We start from the raw sequence: 16,817 nt of genomic DNA, 5'->3' as shown, positions 1-16,817 counted from the left end.
GGGGTGATCGTGGACTCCGACGATCCGTGGACCCGCTTCAGCGGTACGTTGGGCACCTTCAAGCGCATGCCGGTGTCCGGGTCGATCACCGTTAGGTCGCGGATGTCGCAGTTCGTATCGGCACAACGCGTGTGCAGACGCCCGGCGGCGGGGATCTCGGCGACGTTTCGTGCCGCGGAGTCCGGTGCCGACCGCCACGTACGACCGGCGTCGATGCTCACCCACCACTGTCCGCGGTCTTCGATCACGACGGTCTGTGTGGTGACGGCGTGCAGGTCGGCGCTATAGCCCTCAAGCGGTGGAACCTTCGCCAACGGGAGCGCTCGATTCTCGTAGGTGCGACCACCGTCGATGCTGACGGCCAGTCCGTACGAGCAAAGCCGCTTACCGCCGGGGCACGTCGCGGTCAGCGCGAATCCGTGTTCCGGGTCGACGAACTGGACGAAGACGGCATCGAATCGCGCCCCATTCACCTCGCCGGCGTCTACTCCGGTAACGGCATCGTGGAAGTACGTCGCGTCCGCCGGCACCGCGCCGCTGCCCCGGCTGATTCTCCCGCCCGGTGCCACGTGGGTAACCGAAACGCCGATCGCCGCCAACAACGCCACCGCGATGAAGGCGCTACCAGCTCGGCGGCGCCACCTACCTGCGGTCTGCGGCCGCCGGCCAGGCGATAGCCCATCGTGGGGCGGGTTCGCTTCGCTGCAGACGATCAGCTCGCGGCGCGGTGTGGCGGGCATACGGCCACCTCCTCCCGGTCGGGTCTGAATGATCGACACCGCCGGGACGAGAAGGGTTCCGAACCAGAGCCCCAACAACCACATGACACGCCCCAAGAGCGGTTTCACGCGGGCAGGGCAGAGCCCTCCGCGCCTGCGGGTTGGTAGTGGTGGACAAACTCTGGCGATTTGGCCGCCGGGTTGCGGGCGGCGAAGTCAAGGTACGCGCGCGCGAGGGCGGCGACCCGCTCGCGCGGGCCGTCCACGGCGGCTGAGCAGATCAGCCGGAGGCGGTCAGGTACTCCAGCACGAGGTCACCGATCATGGTCCGGTAGTGGTCCCGGCGGGCGGGGTCGAGCATGTCCCGTTTGAAGATCGCGTTGAAGGTGTACCGGTTGGCGGTCCGAAAGACGCAGAACGCGCTGATCATCATGTGCACGTCGATCGGGTCGACGTCGTCGCGGAACCGGCCGGCCGCACGACCACGGTCGAGGATCCGGGTCAGCGCGTCCAGCGCCGGATTGGCCAGGCCCGCCAGGATCTCGGACCGGGCGATGTGCCGGGCGCGGTGAATGTTCTCGATGCTGACCAGCCGGATGAAGTCCGGGTGCGACTCGTGATGGTCGAACGTGAGAGCGGTGAGCTGCCGGATCGCCTCGGCCGGGTCGAGGTGCTCCACGTCAACCTGTTGTTCCAGGGCGCGGATCCCGGTGTACGCCTGCTCGAGTACCGAGATGTACAGGCCCTCTTTGCCGCCGAAATAGTAGTAGATCATGCGTTTGGTGGTCCGGGTCTTCGCCGCGATCTCGTCGACCCGGGCGCCGGCGAAGCCTTTGTCGGCGAACTCGTGCGTCGCGACCGCGAGGATCTCGGATCGAGTCCGTTCGGGGTCGCGTGCGGCGGATGCCGCCACTGGCGAGTCCGGCGTCTGCGTGGCCAATGACCCTCCTTCGGATCGAAGATTCACCTTAGTCCCGGGTTCGCGGACCTTCCTCATCCGACGCCCGGCGAGTATAACTAACTATCTAGTACATACATTGCGGCCGGCAGTGCCCGGCGGCAATCACCTTCCGTCGTCCCATCGGCGCATCGCTGAGCCCGTTCTCGCAGCCGGGCAGAGCCATCGAGGAAGGCAGTGCACCATGCTCATCGCCGATCATGATGCTGCTCAGAGCCCGGCCGCTGGATCGTCCACCGGACCGCACCTGACGATCGCCACCGCCTGCCTGTCCGGGACCCTGGAGGACAAACTCGCGGCTGCCGCAGCAGCCGGCTTCCACGGGATCGAGCTGTTCGAGAGCGACCTCATCGCGTCGGCATGGTCGCCGGCGAGGATCCGGCAGGAGTGCACGCGCCGTGGCCTGACCATCGACCTCTACCAGCCGTTCCGCGACTTCGAAGCCGTCCCGCCCGACACCTTCCGGGCCAACCTGCGCCGCGCGGAACACAAGCTCAGCGTCCTGGAACAACTCGGCGCGGCCACGATGCTGGTCTCGTCGTCCGAGTCGGCCGACGCCGTCGACGACGACGACCTGGCCGCCGACCAGCTGAGAGAGTTGGCCGAGCGGGCCGCGGAGCGCGGGCTACGGATCGCCTACGAGGCGCTGGCCTGGGGCCGGTTCGTGAACACGTACGCCCATGCCTGGCGGATCGTGCGGCGTGCCGACCACCCCGCCCTCGGCCTGTGCCTGGACAGCTTTCACATCTTGTCCCGGGGCGACGACACGGCCGGAATCCGGGTGGTACCGGGATCGAAGGTGTTCCACCTGCAACTGGCCGACGCGCCCCGATTGAAGATGGACGTGGTGGAGTGGAGCCGGCACCACCGGCTCTTTCCCGGCCTCGGCTCGTTCGATCTGACCGGCTTCGTGAGCCGGGTCCTGGCCACTGGCTATGACGGCCCGCTCTCGCTCGAGGTGTTCAACGACGTCTACCGCCAGGCCGACCCGCGGCACGCCGCTATCGACGGGATGCGTTCGCTGCTCGCCTTGCAGGAGTCGGTCAGCGTCGGCGTCCCGCCTGCGCGGCGGCTCCGATCACCCGGCCTCCCCCCGGCTCCGCGCCTCGGCGGCCACATGTTCACCGAGCTGGCGGTCGACGACGTGTCCGGCCCGGTCGTCGCCCGGACCCTGACCGCCCTCGGCTTCGCCCGGACCGGGCTGCACCGCTCCAAGCCGGTGCAGCTGTGGCAGCAGGGCGACGCCCGGATCCTGCTCAACTTCGCGCCGCAGCGGACGGTCCCGCCCGGCACCGCGGCGATCTGTGCCCTCGGAGTGGAGAGCAGCGATCCCGCCGGCTCCGCCCAGCGTGCCGACCGGCTGCTCGCTCCGGTGCTGCCACGCGTACGTCAACCGGGGGAGGCGGATCTGAGTTCGGTGGCCGCACCGGACGGCACGGCCGTCTTCTTCTGCCGCGCGGGCGCGGACGGCAACAGCTGGCTGGCCGACTTCGAGCCCACCGACAGCGGGACCCGCACCGACAGCCTGGTGACCGGCACCGACCACATCGCCCTCACCGAGCCGATAGACGACTTCGACCAGGTCGCGCTCTTCTATCGCACGGTGCTAGGTCTGCAGGCAGGCCAGACGACGGAACTCACGGCACCCTTCGGCCTGCTGCGCAGCCGGTCGGCCACCGACACCGAGCACACTGTCCGGATCACGCTCAATACGGCGCCGCTGCGACGCGGCTCCTGGGCGCCGGTCGTGCCGAGCCCGCAGCATATTGCCTTCGCCAGCGGCGACGTGATCGCCGCAGCCAAGGCCATGCGCGAGCTCGGTGCGCCGGTACTGCGCATTCCGCGGAACTACTACGACGACCTCGACGCCCGGCTCGCCCCGGAGCCGGAGTTGCTCGCGACGCTGCGTGAGCACTCGATTCTCTACGATTGCGATGAGGGCGGGGAGTACCTGCACTTCTACACCGAGATGCTGGGCTCGCGGCTCTTCTTCGAGGTGGTGCAGCGCATCGGCGACTACGCCGGCTACGGCGCCGCGAGCAGCGCACCGGTGCGGATGGCCGCGCACCGCCAACGTCGCCTGCGGCGACTCAGGGACACCCCACAGCAGGCGTACGGTCGTGAGCACGACTATTCACTGGCCCACCTGACGGCGCTCAGCCTGTCCCCACCGGAACTGGTCGATGCCGCCGCGGACGCGGGATACCGGTACGTGGGCCTGCGCCTGACCCGGGTGACGCCGATCGAGCCGCATTATCCGCTGGCCACCGATCCCGCGCTGATGCGCACCACGAAGGTGCGCCTGGCGGCCACCGGCGTCGAGGTGCTCGACATCGAACTGGCCAGGATCGGCCCCGACGAGGATCCGCGTGATTTCCAGCGTGTCCTGGAGGCCGGTGCGGAACTCGGCGCCCGCCACGTCATCACCCAGCTGCCCGATCCGGACCGCAACCGCAAGATCGACCGGTATGTGCAGTTGTGCCAGATGGCTCACCCGCTCGGCCTCACCGTGGACCTGGAGTTCCCTTCGTGGACCGAGACACCGGATCTCACCGAAGCGACCAGGGTGCTCCGGGCGGCCGATCAGCCGAACGCCGGCATCCTGATCGACCTGCTGCACTTCGCCCGATCCGGCTCCAGCATGGCCGACCTGCGGGAGCTGCCGGCCGAATGGTTCCACTTCGCGCACGTCTGCGACGCGCCCCCAGGAGTGCCGCCCACCAAGGAGGAACTCATTCACACCGCGCGGTTCGAACGGCTCTATCCCGGTGAGGGCGGCATCGACGTCGACGGGATCCTGGCAGCCTTGCCGGCTGGAATCCCGTACGCCCTGGAGATCCCCCGCGCGCAGCTGGTGGCGCAGATCGGAGCCAAGGAGCATGCCCGCCTGGCGGTCGCCGCCGCACGCCGCCGCCTCGACGGTGCGCCGGCGAACCGGAAACCGGCCGACGCCGCATAGCCGCGCCGACCGGCGCCGGGGTCAACGGCAGGAGGTTGCGGACCATGGCCGATTCGATGCCGTCGAGCGCGGTGCAGGTGTCGCGGCGGCTGACCGTCTCGACGACGCTGTCAGGCGCCTTCCGTGAAGGTGGGCAGGATGGACGGCGGCATCGGGCCTTTGTTGCGGCGGCCCTGGCCGGTCTCCTCCCAGGCGTGGGCGAGGATGCCGACACTGCGGCTCAGGACGAACAGTCCCCGGGCCAGTGGGGGCGGGAAGCCCAGCTCGGCGTAGACGACGGCGGTGCAGCCGTCGATGTTGATCGGCACCGGCCGGGTGCGGCCTGCGGCGAGGACCCGTTCGATCGCTTGGGCGGCGTGCAGGTAGGAGCCGTCGACGACGCCGTCGGAAACGGCCTGTTCCACCTGCCCGAGCAGTGGATCGCGGCGGGGGTCGACGGAGTGGAACCGGTGCCCGAAGCCCGGCAGGTATTTCGAGCGGGCCTGCCAGGCGCCGACAGTTGTCTCGGCAGCGGTGGCGAGGCCGGCGCCCTGCTGGTGCAGGCGTCGCACGTCGGCCAGCAGGGCCATGCATTGTTCGCCGGCGCCGCCGTGCACGTCGCCGAGCAGGTTCACGCCGGTCGCCACGGCGTTGTTGAGGCCGATTCCGCATGTTGCCGCCATGCGTGCCACCGCGATGGACGGCGCGTGTGGCCCGTGGTCTACCGAGGAGACCAGGGCGGCCTCGAGCAGTCGCTCCTGGCCCGGCGTAGCGGTCTCGCCGCGGAGCATGAGCCAGATGATCCCGGCGAAGCTGATCGAGCCGATCAGGTCCTGCACCGGGCGCCCGCGCAGTTCGATGCGGTTGGGTTCGATACGGGAGACGCTCGTCGACCACCAGTCGGAGACGTCGCGGACAGTCGGGTCGGGCCGGGCATGGCTCATGGCGTCGTCACCTCGTCCGCAGTGGCCTTGAATTCGTCGTTGTGCTCACCCAGCAGCGGTGGCGGCGCCTGGGGGCGCAGGGCCTCGCCGTTGACCAGCACCCCGTTGCCGGTGACCCGCAATGTCCGGTCCGGATCGCCGGGAAACTCCAGGTCGGTGAGGAAGCCGCGGACCTTCAGCTGGTCGAGCTCCATCGCCTGCGGGACGGTGAGGATGCGGGCCGCCGGCACCCCGGCCGCCGACAGGGTGCGTTCCCACTCGATAGCCGGCCGGTTTCGCAGAGCTGTGTTTATCTCGTCGTTGAGCGCGGCACGGTGTCGTTTGCGCGCCTCGCGTTCGGCGAATCGCTCGTCGGTGAGCAGGTCCGTGCGCTCGATGATCCGGCACAGGGTCTCGAACTGCTCCTGCCGATTGGCGGCGATGTTGAGCGGTCCGTCCGCGGCGTGGAAAGTGCCCGACGGTGCGGCGGTGGCGTTCTGGTCGCCCATCGGCTCCGGTGGGACGCCGCTGACAAGGAAGTTCGACGCGGCCCATCCCATCGCGGACAGGGAGGTCTCCAACATGGAGACGTCCAGGCACACACCTTTGCCGGTTCTCGCGCGCCCGGCCAGTGCGGCGGCGATCGTCATGGCGGCGACCAGACCCCCAATGGTGTCGGAGACCGGGAAACCGACTCGCAGCGGAGCGGTCTCGGGTGTGCCGGTGACGCTCATCATGCCGGACAGGCCCTGGATGATCTGGTCGTACGCGGGCGCCTGGCGCATCGGCCCGGTCTGCCCGAACCCGGAGATGGCGCAGTACACAAGGCGCGGGTTGATCCGGTGCAGCACCTCCCAGCTGTATCCGATCCGGCTCAGAACGCCGGCCCGGAAATTTTCCAGCAGGACGTCGGCGCCGTTGAGCAGCGTCTCGAAGGTCGCGCGGTCGGCGGTGTCCTTGAGGTCGAGTTCGACGGACTTCTTCCCCGCGTTCTGGGCGAGGAAGGAAGCGCCGATCGCCGCCCGGTTCAACCCGGGTTCCGGGCCCAGCTTGCGGGCCAGGTCGCCGTCGCCGGGTCTTTCTATCTTGACGACCTCCGCGCCGAGGAGCATCAGTTGGTAGCTGCAGTACGGGCCGGCCAGGACGTTGGTCAAGTCCAAGACCCGGACGCCGTGCAGTGGTCGCTCGTCATCCATGAGACGTGCCCCTCGGTCGTCATTGGGCGAGAAGCCCGGCATGGCGGTCAGGCGGCGAATCAGTGCGGCTTTCATGTCCCCGCAACAACTGCGAACCAGGCATTGCCAGGGAACCTCGCGGCCCGTACGTTACACCTAGTCCACAGAGCGGTCCATATGGACTGCCAAGCGGTTCTGCCGGAGGAGTGGCGATGACTGACAGCCCGGGCCGTGCCGTCCCGGAGGACGCGCTGACCACGGTCGGATGCCTGATCGGCGGCGAGTGGGTGAGCGACGGACAGCGGGCGGACCGTGTCGGCCCCTGGACCCGTGCCGTGGTCAGCTCTGCCCGGCAAGCCACCGATTCCGACGTCGGGTCCGCTCTGCGGTATGCGCGTCGTGGCGCCAAGGTGGTCGCCCGGATGTCGCCGGCGGCGCGCGCCGATGTGCTGGAACGCGCCGCAGCCGTCGCCCTCGCCCGGCGCGACGAGCTGGCCCGGCTGCTCGCTCTGGAGCTCGGTAAACCGGTCAAGGATGGCCTCGGTGAGATCGACCGGGTGGCCGACACCTTCGCGGTCTCCGCCGCCGAGGCTCGCCGCATCGGCGGGGAGGTCCTGCCGGTGGCGGGCTGGGCCCGCGGGGTGGGCAACACGGCCCTGACCCACCGCGCCCCGGTCGGTGTGGCTCTCGCGATCACGCCGTTCAACGCGCCGGCCAACCTGCTCGCCCACAAGCTGGCCGCCTCGTTCGCGGCCGGCAACACGACTCTCGTGAAACCGCCGCCGCAGGCCCCGGCGTCGTCTGTGGCGGTGGTGCGGCTGTTGCTCGACTCCGGGATGCCACCCGAGGCGGTCCAGGTGCTGCACGGCGGCGGCCCGGTCGGCGCGGCACTGAGTTCCGCACCCGAGGTCGGGGTCATCAGCTTCACCGGCAGTCCCGGGACGGGTGCCGCTGTGGCCCGGTCGGCCGGAGCCAAACGCCTGGTCATGGAACTCGGTGGCAACGCCGCGACGATCGTCTGCGAGGACGCGGACATCGCCGCGGCCGCCCGGATCTGCGCCGCCACCGGCTACAGCAACTCCGGTCAGAGCTGCATCTCGGTGCAGCGCGTCTACGTCCACCGCAGCCGGTACGAGGAGTTCCTCGACTTGTTCACCCGCGCGGCCGAGAAGCTCACGGTCGGGGATCCTCTCGATGCGGCCACCGACGTCGGCTCGATGGTCGACGATGACGCGGCCGAACGCGTCGTCTCGTGGGCGCACGAGGCGGCCGCCGCCGGCGCGACCATCACGACCGGCGGCCGCCGCGACGGAGCGACCGTGATCCCGACAGTCGTCGCGTCCCCGCCGGCCGATGCCCGCCTGATCCGCGAGGAGGTGTTCGGTGCCGCCGTCGCGGTCCGGCCGTTCGACGACTTCGACGAAGTGCTGGCCACCTGCAACGACAGCCGCTATGGGTTGCAGGCCGGACTGTTCACCCACGACGTGCGGCGCATCGTCACCGCGTGGCGGGAACTCGAGGTGGGCGGGCTGATCGTGAACGGGTCCTCCAACTTCCGGCTCGACCATGTCCCGTTCGGCGGGGTCAAGGATTCCGGCTTCGGCCGCGAGGCGCCGCGCTGGATGATCGACGACTACACCGTCGTCAAGACCCTCGTGCTGCGCGGCATCTCCCTCTTCGGCGACCAGGAGGACGCCCGATGACCATCGAATCGGACGAGAAGACCGTGACCGCCGCCGAGGCGATGGTCACCCAGCTCGAGTCGTACGGCGTCGAGTACATCTTCGGCACCTGCGGGCACACCAACATCGCCCTGCTCGACGCGATCGGGCGCAGCAGCATCCGGTTCGTCATCGCCCGCCACGAGCAGGCCGCCGCGCACGCCGCCGACGGGTATGCCCGCGCCAGCGGCCGCACCGGCGTGGTGCTCATGCATGTCGGTCCCGGCCTGACCAACGGGGTCACCGGGGTACTCACGGCCGCCCTCGACTCGGTCCCGCTGGTGGCGATCGCCGGCGACATCCCGTCCTATTACCACGGCCGGCACCCGCATCAGGAGGTGAACCTGCACGCCGACGCCGACCAGACCGCCATCTACCGGCCCTTCGTCAAGCGCGCCTGGCAGGTCCACCGTGCCGCCGACCTGACCCGGTTCACCGAACGCGCCTTCTGGACCGCGGCGTCCGGACGGCCGGGCGCGGTGCTGCTCAGCGTGCCGATGGACCATTTCTCCCGCCAAGTGATCGCCGAGACCGGTAGCGCCTTCCCGCTCGCTGTACCGCAACGCCCAGGTCTGGCCGCCGACGTCGCGGACCGCATCGCCGACATGCTGCTCGCCGCCGAGAAGCCTCTCCTCTACATCGGCGGAGGCCTGCGCCGCGGGCCCGGACTGGACGCGCTGCGCTCGTTGATCGAGCATCTCGACATCCCGGTGGTGCACTCGCTGATGGCCAAAGGGACGCTGCCGGACAGTCATCCGCTACTGCTCGGCATGCCGGGCTTCTGGGGCCTGGAGATGACCAACGAGTACACCCGCGAGGCCGACGTCGTCCTCGCCCTGGCCACCCGGTTCGCCGAGACCGACGCCAGCTCGTGGGATTCCCGCTACACCTGGCAGTTCCCGCCGGGCCGGCTCATCCAGATCGACATCGACCCGGCCGAGATCGGCCGCAACTACCCGGTCGATGTCGGCGCGGTCGCTGACGTCACGCACGCCGTACAGGCGATCGACGCGGCCGTGCGCGCCCGCCAACCGCAACCCCGGCACCGGCAGGGGCTGCGGGAGACCATCACCGCGACCCGGCGCACGCTGTTCACCGACAGCCGCGAGCGCGGCGCCAGCGACAACTTCCCCCTGCGCCCGGAACGCATCCTCACCGACCTGCGGGCGATCCTGCCCGCCGACGCGGTGCTGGTCACCGACGTGGGCTGGAACAAGAACGGTGTCGCGCAGTGCTACGAACTGCCCGAGGAGGGCCGGTTCATCACGCCGGGTGGCGCCTCGACGATGGGCTTCGGCCCGGCGGCGGCGGTCGGCGTCCAGATCGCACAACCCGACCGCACCGTGGTCGCCCTGATCGGTGACGGCGGCATGAGCGCCCAGCTCCCGGCGCTGCCGATGGCTGTGGAACAGGGTGCCCCGGTCATCTTCGTGGTCATGAACAACCGATCGCACGGCACCATCAGCGACCTGCAGGCCGCCAACTTCGGGCAGAGCTTCGGCTGCGACTTCACCGGCCCGGACGGCACGTCGTACAGCCCGGACTTCGCCGCTCTCGGGCGTGCCTGCGGCGCCGATGGTCACGCCGTGACCAGCGCCGGCGACTTCGGCGACGCGCTGCGTGCCGCCATCGCCGCGCGCCGGCCGGCGGTCATCGACGTGCCGATGGTCAACGAACCGGTGCCGACGCCGGGGCACTGGAACATCAAGGACATCTACCAGGGCATCTTCGAGTGATCCCCGGGTGCCCGGCCCCGTCCGCCGGGTCCAGAAGGCGAGGCCGTCCGTGGCGGAGCGGTTGTTCATTCTCAACGGTCCCAATCTCGATATGCTCGGCCGGCGCGAACCGCGCCTGTACGGCCGGGTGACGTTGGCCGCCATCGAGAGCAGATGCCGGACGGCCGCCGAAGAACTCGACTTCGACCTGTTCTTCGCTCAGTCCAACGCCGAAGGGCAGCTCATCGACTGGGTCCACCAGGCATATGAGGAGGCGGCCGCGGTCATCGTCAACCCGGCCGGCCTCTCCACTCGCTCCGTGGCCCTCTACGACGCGCTGCGGATGCTCGACCGGCCGATCGTCGAGGTGCACCTCACCAACGTGTTCGGCCGGGAACCGCTCTACCGGGACCTGCTGACCGCAGCCGCCGCGTGGGGATTCCTGGCCGGCTTCGGCGCGGAGGTCTACGAGATGGCAATGCGAGGCCTGGCCGCCCACCTGTCCGGAGGTAGCCGGCCGTGCGGATAGGGATCATCGGCTGCGGCCGGATCGCGCGTAACCACGTGAGCGCCCTGCGCAGCACCGAGGGCGTTCACGTGGCAGCGGTGGCCGACATCGACCCGTGGCGGGCCCGCGCGTTCGCCGCGGAACACGGTGTCGACCGGTCCTTCGGCGACGTGGACGACATGCTTGATGGTGGCCTTGACGCGGTCACCATCTGCACCCCGCACGCTGAACACGAGGCCGGGGTACTGGCGGCCGCCGCTCACGGCACCCACGTGCTCTGCGAGAAGCCCATCGCTCTTCGGGTCGAGCAGGCCGAGCGGATGATCGCCGCCACCGCCGCCGCCGGGGTGCGCTTCGGGGTCCTCTTCCAGCGCCGGTTCTGGCCGGCGGCGGCGCGCATCCGTGCGGCGATCGACGACGGGCGGATGGGCCTGCCGATCTGCGGTGGCGTCGTGGCCCGCCTCAACCGGGGCGCGGACTATTACCGGGCCGAGCCGTGGCGCGGCCGCTGGGCGACGGAGGGTGGCGGGGTCCTGATGACCCAGGTGATCCACCACATCGACCTGCTCCAGTGGTTCATGGGTCCCGCGCGGCGGGTGACCGGCCGGTGCGCGACAGTCGTCCACCAGGGGATCATCGAGGTGGAGGACACTGCCGCCGCCCTCATCGAGTTCGCTTCCGGTGCCGTCGCCACGGTCCAGGCCGGCACCACCTTCCAGCCCGGGCTCGGCGTGCAGGTGTGGGTCAGCGACGCTCATGGCCGTACGGCGAGCGTGATGGAGTTCCCCGAGGGCGTCGGCTTCACCGATGTCCGGACCCTGCCCGGCGAGGAGGCGTTCGCCAGCGGGTACCGCGCCGGTCAGCCCTTCGACATTCCGCTGGCCGAGATTCACGACCACCTCGCGCCGTACCACGCCGCGCAGATCGCTGACTTCGTCGCGGCACTGCGCGACGGCCGACAGCCGGCCGTGACCGGTCGTGACGCGCTGCGGTCGCTGGCGATCGTCGAGGCCGTTTACGAGTCGTCGCGCACCGGCTCGGCCGTGGAGCTGCCGTCGTGACAGCGGGGGAGTGGTCAGCCCCGGCTGCCGAATGGCCGATCGAAACCTCGCTCGGCCATCTGCTGGGCCATCTGCTGCAGGTCGGCGGCGAACTCGGTGACCAGCTCGGGGGTGAAGCGGACGGTGGGCCCGCTCAGAGCCAGTGCGGCGACGACACTGCCCGATTGCCCGAGAATCGGGACGGCCACGGCCGACAGGCCGTCCTCGCGTTCGCCGTGACTCTCGCCGTACCCCTTGGCGGCCGTCTCATCGATCCACTGGCGCATCGTCGCCGCGTGCTGCGGGCCGTGCGGCGATTGCTTGGCGATCCGCTCCAGAAGCCCGGAGGTGGCGTCGCGCAACAGAACCTTGGACGAGGCGCCCGCCCACATCGGCAGCTCGTCACCGACTTGGACGACGTGCCGCAGCGGCTGAGGACTTTCCTGCTGGGCGACGCACACCCGGTAGATGTCCCGGACCACATACAGGTTCACGGTCTCTCGCCGGCGCGCGGCGAGCTCACGCATCCCGCGCTGCGTCTCCGGCGGCAGCTCCCAGCTGCGCCGGGCGAGATGTGCCCATCGCCAGAGCCCCGGACCAGCCATGTATCCGCTGCCGGTGGCCCAGAGCAGGCCGCTCTGTTCCAGAGTCGACACCAGCCGGAGCACGGTGGTCTTGGCCAGGCCGGTCTCCTCCACGATCTCCCGGACCGAGACTCTGGGCCGGTCATCGGTCAGCAGGCCGAGGATGCCCAACGCGCGCTGGACGCTTCGCACCCCCTGCTGATCGGCGGACTCCGTCGCGGACGGTTTAGCCGCGGCATTGCGGGTGGGGGGCGCGTCCACGGTTCTGCACTCTCCTCGTGTCCCGGGAATGGTCCGCTGACCATCCTTCCTGAAGCGCCACGATTCTCGCGTCCGGAGCTCACCTTTCACATATCCGTAACGGTCGGAGCTGAAGCCCTTGCCAGGAACCTGGGCCGCCCGTACTTTACACCTAGTCCATCCAGCGGTCCAATTGGTCCGGCCAGTGGTCGAGCGGCATTCCGACGGCGCCCCGGGTGGATCGCGAAGTTCGATTCCGGTCACCGCCGTGGCGGCAACCCGCGACACCTCGTGTCGCGGCAGACATACACCTGAGAGCGAGGGCGCATTGTTGACCACCCCGTCCCGCATCGCCGGCCCGCTGCCGGCGGCCGGAGCATGTGCCGGGAGCGATGGCCGATGACCGCTGACCCCGTCGCGTCCCCCAGCGGCCCGCAGCCTCTCGTGGAGCCCGGGCCGCAACGACAGTGGCGTGAGCCGAGAGTCCTGCGCATCTGGGCAGCGATCGAGCTCTGGATCGCCTGCCTCGCGGTAATGACGATCTTCCTCAGCGTCCTCTGGCAGGTGATCAGCCGGTACGTGCCGGCGCTCAACTGGCAAGGCGTGAGTGAGCTGGCCAACTACTCGCTGATCGTCCTGACGTTCATCATGGTCGGCTACCTCATCGGCAACAACGGCCACATCGTCATCCAGATCGTCGACTACCTCGTCAAGGGCCGGGCCCTGACCGTCGTCAAGGCGATCTCCGCGGCGTGCACCGCGGTGATCTGCGCACTGATGGTGTGGGAGGCCTACGAACTGATCCGGGCCTATCCGGACCGGCGTACGGCAGCCCTGGAGATCCCACTGTGGCTGCTGTACACGTTTCCGCTCGTCGGCTTTCTGTCCGGTGCCGTGCGGGCGATCGTCCGCATCTTCCTCGCCGGGCAGCCGGACGAGTTCTTCGACGCCGCGGAGGCCCGATGATCCTCGAACTCTGGATGATCGGCCTCGCCATCACCCTGCTGCTGCTGATCCGCGTGCCGGTCGGGCTCGCCTTCATCGGCCCCTGCATGTGGTGGGCGCTCGCCGACGGCAACTCCAACGGCTTCGCCCTGAAGACGACTTTCGACGGGCTCAACAGTTTCCCGCTGCTCGCCGTCCCGCTGTTCATCCTGGTCGGCGTCATGGCGAACGGGCTCGGTATCGCCGACCGCCTGTACGACTTCTGCCTCGCCGTACTGGGCCGCATCCGGGGCAACCTCGCGTACGTCAACATCGGCACCGCCGTGGGCTTCTCGTGGATGAGCGGTTCGGCGCTCGCCGACGTGGCCGGACTCGGCAAGATCGAGGTCCCGCACATGGTGAAGGCCGGCTACCCGTACCGGTTCGCCGCCGGCCTGACCGCGTCGTCGTCGCTGATCAGCCCGGTCATGCCGCCCAGCATCCCAGCCGTCATCTACGCCGCCACGGCGGCCGTCTCCACCGGAGCACTGTTCGCCGCGTCGATCATCCCGGCACTGCTCATGGCGGCCGGCCTTGTCGTGTACGTCTTCATCTGGACCCGGCGCCGCCCCGACATGACCTCGGTGCCGTTCGACCGTACGCGGCTGCGGGCCACCGCGATCGGCACCATCGGCCCGGCGTTCGTCCCGGTCATCCTGCTCGGTGGCATCCTGTCGGGCACCTTCACCCCGACCGAGGCCGCGTCGGTGGCCGTACTCCTGATGATCGTGCTGGGCCTGTTCTACCGCACGCTGACGCCCCGGGTGATGCTCCAGTCGCTGCGCGAGACGGCCGTCATTACCGGATCCATCGGGCTGATCCTGGGCTCGGCCGCGCTGCTCGGCCTGATCCTGACCCGCGCCCACGTCTCGCGGGACGTCGCGGAGCTGGTGACCTCGGTGTCGAGCGAACCGTGGGTCTTCATGATCATGATTAATATCGTCCTGCTCGTCCTCGGCACGGTGGTCGACGCGACGGCCGCCATCCTCGTGCTCGTGCCGGTGCTGCTGCCGGTCGCCATGAGCCTCGGCGTCGACCCCATCTACTTCGGGGTCGTCATGATCATCAACCTGATGATCGGGCTGCTGACGCCTCCCGTCGGCAGTGTCCTGTTCGTCACCGCCTCGGTGACGGGACGACCGGTCGAAGAGGTGTTCCACGGGATCATCCCGTTCCTGATACCGCTCGTCGCCGTGCTGATCCTGGTCACGGTACTGCCCGGCCTCGTGCTGTGGCTTCCCCACCTCCTCGGATTCTGACCGCATCGCCGCCCCAACCAAGAGGGAGACACCATGCGCCAACGTCCAGTTGGGTGGCGCCGAATCACCGCGGCGCTCGCCCTGCCCTTGTCCATCGTTCTCGCCGCCGGATGCTCCACGTCCAGCAACACACCTGCCGCCGAGGGCGAGAATCCCACCCTGTCGCTCAAGATCGGCAGCTCGCAGCCCGAGGCCCAACCGAACTTCTACTGCGGGATGAAGCTGCTCAAGGAGCGGGTGGAGGCGCAGAACCTCGGCCTGACCATCGACATGTTCCCGAACAGCCAGCTCGGACCGGACGCGGAACGCTTCGCCAGCGTGCAGACCGGCGACATCGACATCGACCTGCAGGGCGGCTCGGCGATGTCCACCGCCTTCCCGAAGATCGGTGTGCTCGACGCCGCGTACGCCTTCAACGACATCGACCACTTCTTCAAGTGGATCGACCAGAACGGCAAGGAGTTCTTCGCCGAGTTCAACACCGCCACCGACACCACCATCGTCGACGCCTGGTACTTCGGCATGCGTACCTTCACCGCCACCAAACCGATCCGCAAACCGGAAGACCTCGCCGGCTTGAAGATCCGCTTCCCGAACACCCCGCAGTTCCTGGCCAACGCCGAGGCTCTCGGCGCCAACGCGGTCGCCATCGCCGTCGAGGAGCTCTACCTGGCACTGCAGCAAGGCGTCGCGCAAGGGCAGGAGAACCCGGTCACCGCCACCCACGCCCAGAAATTCGACGAGATCCTCAAGGTCGCCAGCCTGAACAACCACCAGGTCGGCGCGCACTATGTGGTGGTCTCCGACAAGACGCTGGACAAGATGAGCCAGCCGCAGAAGGACGCGCTGTTCAAGGCCATCCACGACATCCGCGCGGAGAACCGCAAGTGCGTCGACGAGGAGACCGAGAAGGTGCTCGACGGGTGGCGGAGCGACTCCAGCCGTACCGTGGTGGAGCCCGACCAGGTCGACCGGGACGCCTTCATCAGCAAGGCGGAGGCCTACTTCAACACCCACTTCACCGGCGCGAACCTGGAGCTCTACAAGAGCATCCGGGCGTCCGCCTGACCGAAGCGAGCGGGCCGGCATCCCGCCGGCCCGCTCAGCCGAGCCCCTGGAAGAGGTACGGGTGACCAGCCCTCAACAAGCGCATGTCCTGGTCGGGCTGATCGGTGCGGGCATCGGGTCGTCGCACTCACCGTTGCTGCACCAACGTGAGGCGGACCGGCAGGGGATTCGGCTCCTCTACACGGTCATCGACTCGAGCGCGTACGGGCTCACCGCCGACGACCTTCCCGGTCTGCTCCGCTGGGCCCGCACACTGGGCTACCGGGGCCTGAACGTCACCTACCCGTTCAAACAGCAGATCGTCCAGCACCTCGACCAGCTCTCGGCGGAGGCGAAGATTCTCGGGGCGGTCAACACCGTAGTCTTCGCCGACGGCGCCACCTGCGGCTACAACACCGACGCCGTCGGCTTCGCCCGCAACTTCGATCGGAACTTCCCCGCCGTGCCCAGGAATGAGGTGGTGCAACTGGGCGCCGGCGGGGCGGGATCCGCGGTCGCGCACGCCATATTGAAACTGGGCGCGCGCCATCTCACCCTCATTGACGTCGACGCGGCCAAAGCGCGCCGGCTCGCCGGCCTGCTCGCCGGAGAATTCGGGACCGACCGCATCACGGTCGGCGCGCACGAGAACCTGACCAGGCTGTTGGCGGGCGCCGACGGAGTCATCAACACCACCCCGATCGGGATGGCACACCATCCGGGTTCACCTGTCGCACCCGAAAACCTGCGCAAGGACATGTGGGTGGCTGACATCGTCTACCGGCCCACCGACACCGCCCTGCTCCAAGCAGCGCGCGCGGCCGGCGCACCGACCTTGTCCGGCGCTGGAATGAGCGTCTACCAGGCGGTTGCCGCGTTCGAGCACTTCACCGGGGTTCCCGCGGCCGCGGAAACGATGCTCGCGGACTCCGAGGAACTGCTGCGGTACGGCCGCTGATCATGTCCACGACGCTGCGGGCCGTCGCGGTCCTACTTGGCGTGGGGG

General features: G+C 69.1%; 14 protein-coding genes. 9 read left to right on the top strand and 5 right to left on the bottom strand.

Going from position 1 to position 16,817, the window contains the following annotated elements:
- Together I4J89_RS38660 and I4J89_RS38655 are read right to left on the bottom strand one after the other, a co-directional pair.
- A partial coding sequence (locus I4J89_RS38660; protein ID WP_196419151.1) for a hypothetical protein occupies positions 1-848 on the bottom strand: 848 nt, incomplete at its 3' end.
- Positions 849-999: 151 nt separating this feature from the next.
- Positions 1,000-1,659: a TetR/AcrR family transcriptional regulator gene (locus I4J89_RS38655; RefSeq protein ID WP_230860320.1), complete on the bottom strand. Its 660-nt coding sequence runs from the start codon at positions 1,657-1,659 to the stop codon at positions 1,000-1,002.
- A 202-nt stretch (positions 1,660-1,861) separates the two neighbouring features.
- Here I4J89_RS38655 and I4J89_RS38650 point away from each other — a divergent pair, with 202 nt between their 5' ends.
- Entirely contained in the window at positions 1,862-4,636 is a 2,775-nt protein-coding gene (locus tag I4J89_RS38650) for a TIM barrel protein (protein ID WP_196419149.1), read from the top strand.
- Between the two features lie 110 nt (positions 4,637-4,746).
- Here I4J89_RS38650 and I4J89_RS38645 read toward each other — a convergent pair whose 3' ends face one another.
- Positions 4,747-5,559, bottom strand: a complete 813-nt coding sequence (locus tag I4J89_RS38645) for a citryl-CoA lyase (RefSeq protein WP_196419148.1) — start codon at positions 5,557-5,559, stop codon at positions 4,747-4,749.
- Positions 5,556-6,734, bottom strand: coding sequence for a CaiB/BaiF CoA transferase family protein (locus I4J89_RS38640; protein ID WP_196419147.1), 1,179 nt, complete (start codon positions 6,732-6,734; stop codon positions 5,556-5,558). Before I4J89_RS38640 ends, I4J89_RS38645 begins: the two co-directional genes overlap by 4 nt.
- A 191-nt stretch (positions 6,735-6,925) precedes the next feature.
- Between I4J89_RS38640 and I4J89_RS38635 the strand changes: the two genes are divergently transcribed.
- Genes I4J89_RS38635 through I4J89_RS38620 form a run of 4 tightly spaced genes read left to right on the top strand, consistent with a single transcriptional unit; the run spans position 6,926 to position 11,718 of the window.
- Positions 6,926-8,416, top strand: coding sequence for an aldehyde dehydrogenase family protein (locus I4J89_RS38635; RefSeq protein ID WP_196419146.1), 1,491 nt, complete (start codon positions 6,926-6,928; stop codon positions 8,414-8,416).
- Entirely contained in the window at positions 8,413-10,170 is a 1,758-nt protein-coding gene (locus tag I4J89_RS38630) for a thiamine pyrophosphate-binding protein (RefSeq protein WP_196419145.1), read from the top strand. Before I4J89_RS38635 ends, I4J89_RS38630 begins: the two co-directional genes overlap by 4 nt.
- A gap of 49 nt (positions 10,171-10,219) precedes the next feature.
- On the top strand, positions 10,220-10,678 hold the full coding sequence (locus I4J89_RS38625; protein ID WP_196419144.1) for a type II 3-dehydroquinate dehydratase: 459 nt from the start codon (positions 10,220-10,222) through the stop codon (positions 10,676-10,678).
- Entirely contained in the window at positions 10,669-11,718 is a 1,050-nt protein-coding gene (locus tag I4J89_RS38620; RefSeq protein WP_196419143.1) for a Gfo/Idh/MocA family protein, read from the top strand. The genes I4J89_RS38625 and I4J89_RS38620 overlap by 10 nt, the downstream gene beginning before the upstream one ends.
- Before the next feature lie 14 nt (positions 11,719-11,732).
- Here I4J89_RS38620 and I4J89_RS51125 read toward each other — a convergent pair whose 3' ends face one another.
- Positions 11,733-12,542: an IclR family transcriptional regulator gene (locus tag I4J89_RS51125; RefSeq protein WP_309238663.1), complete on the bottom strand. Its 810-nt coding sequence runs from the start codon at positions 12,540-12,542 to the stop codon at positions 11,733-11,735.
- A gap of 378 nt (positions 12,543-12,920) precedes the next feature.
- Here I4J89_RS51125 and I4J89_RS38610 point away from each other — a divergent pair, with 378 nt between their 5' ends.
- The 4 genes from I4J89_RS38610 to I4J89_RS38595 all read left to right on the top strand — a co-directional run bounded on the left by I4J89_RS38610 (position 12,921) and on the right by I4J89_RS38595 (position 16,769).
- Positions 12,921-13,487 carry a TRAP transporter small permease gene (locus I4J89_RS38610; RefSeq protein WP_196419141.1) on the top strand — a complete coding sequence of 189 codons (567 nt, stop codon included), beginning with the start codon at positions 12,921-12,923 and terminating at the stop codon, positions 13,485-13,487.
- A complete protein-coding gene (locus tag I4J89_RS38605; protein WP_196419140.1) occupies positions 13,484-14,764 on the top strand; it encodes a TRAP transporter large permease in 1,281 nt (426 codons plus the stop codon). Before I4J89_RS38610 ends, I4J89_RS38605 begins: the two co-directional genes overlap by 4 nt.
- 33 nt (positions 14,765-14,797) lie before the next feature.
- Positions 14,798-15,832, top strand: coding sequence for a TRAP transporter substrate-binding protein DctP (gene dctP, locus I4J89_RS38600; RefSeq protein ID WP_196419139.1), 1,035 nt, complete (start codon positions 14,798-14,800; stop codon positions 15,830-15,832).
- Between the two features lie 61 nt (positions 15,833-15,893).
- Positions 15,894-16,769 (top strand): shikimate dehydrogenase, encoded by an 876-nt coding sequence (locus I4J89_RS38595; RefSeq protein ID WP_196419138.1) that lies wholly within the window; start codon positions 15,894-15,896, stop codon positions 16,767-16,769.
- Positions 16,770-16,817: the final 48 nt, after the last annotated feature.

It is taken from the genome of Actinoplanes aureus (assembly GCF_015704865.1).
GTDB classification, from domain to species: Bacteria; Actinomycetota; Actinomycetes; order Mycobacteriales; family Micromonosporaceae; genus Actinoplanes; species Actinoplanes aureus.
The sequence above is the reverse complement of the archived record's forward strand: the minus strand, read 5'-3'. Positions and strand labels throughout refer to the sequence as shown.

Bases quoted from the DNA above. Each gene is read 5' to 3' on its own strand.
- I4J89_RS38650 (WP_196419149.1), top strand. From the start codon at position 1,862: ATGCTCATCGCCGATCATGATGCTGCTCAGAGCCCGGCCGCTGGATCG.
- I4J89_RS38645 (WP_196419148.1), bottom strand. From the start codon at position 5,559: ATGAGCCATGCCCGGCCCGACCCGACTGTCCGCGACGTCTCCGACTGG.
- I4J89_RS38640 (WP_196419147.1), bottom strand. From the start codon at position 6,734: ATGGATGACGAGCGACCACTGCACGGCGTCCGGGTCTTGGACTTGACC.
- I4J89_RS38635 (WP_196419146.1), top strand. From the start codon at position 6,926: ATGACTGACAGCCCGGGCCGTGCCGTCCCGGAGGACGCGCTGACCACG.
- I4J89_RS38630 (WP_196419145.1), top strand. From the start codon at position 8,413: ATGACCATCGAATCGGACGAGAAGACCGTGACCGCCGCCGAGGCGATG.
- I4J89_RS38610 (WP_196419141.1), top strand. From the start codon at position 12,921: ATGACCGCTGACCCCGTCGCGTCCCCCAGCGGCCCGCAGCCTCTCGTG.
- I4J89_RS38605 (WP_196419140.1), top strand. From the start codon at position 13,484: ATGATCCTCGAACTCTGGATGATCGGCCTCGCCATCACCCTGCTGCTG.
- dctP (WP_196419139.1), top strand. From the start codon at position 14,798: ATGCGCCAACGTCCAGTTGGGTGGCGCCGAATCACCGCGGCGCTCGCC.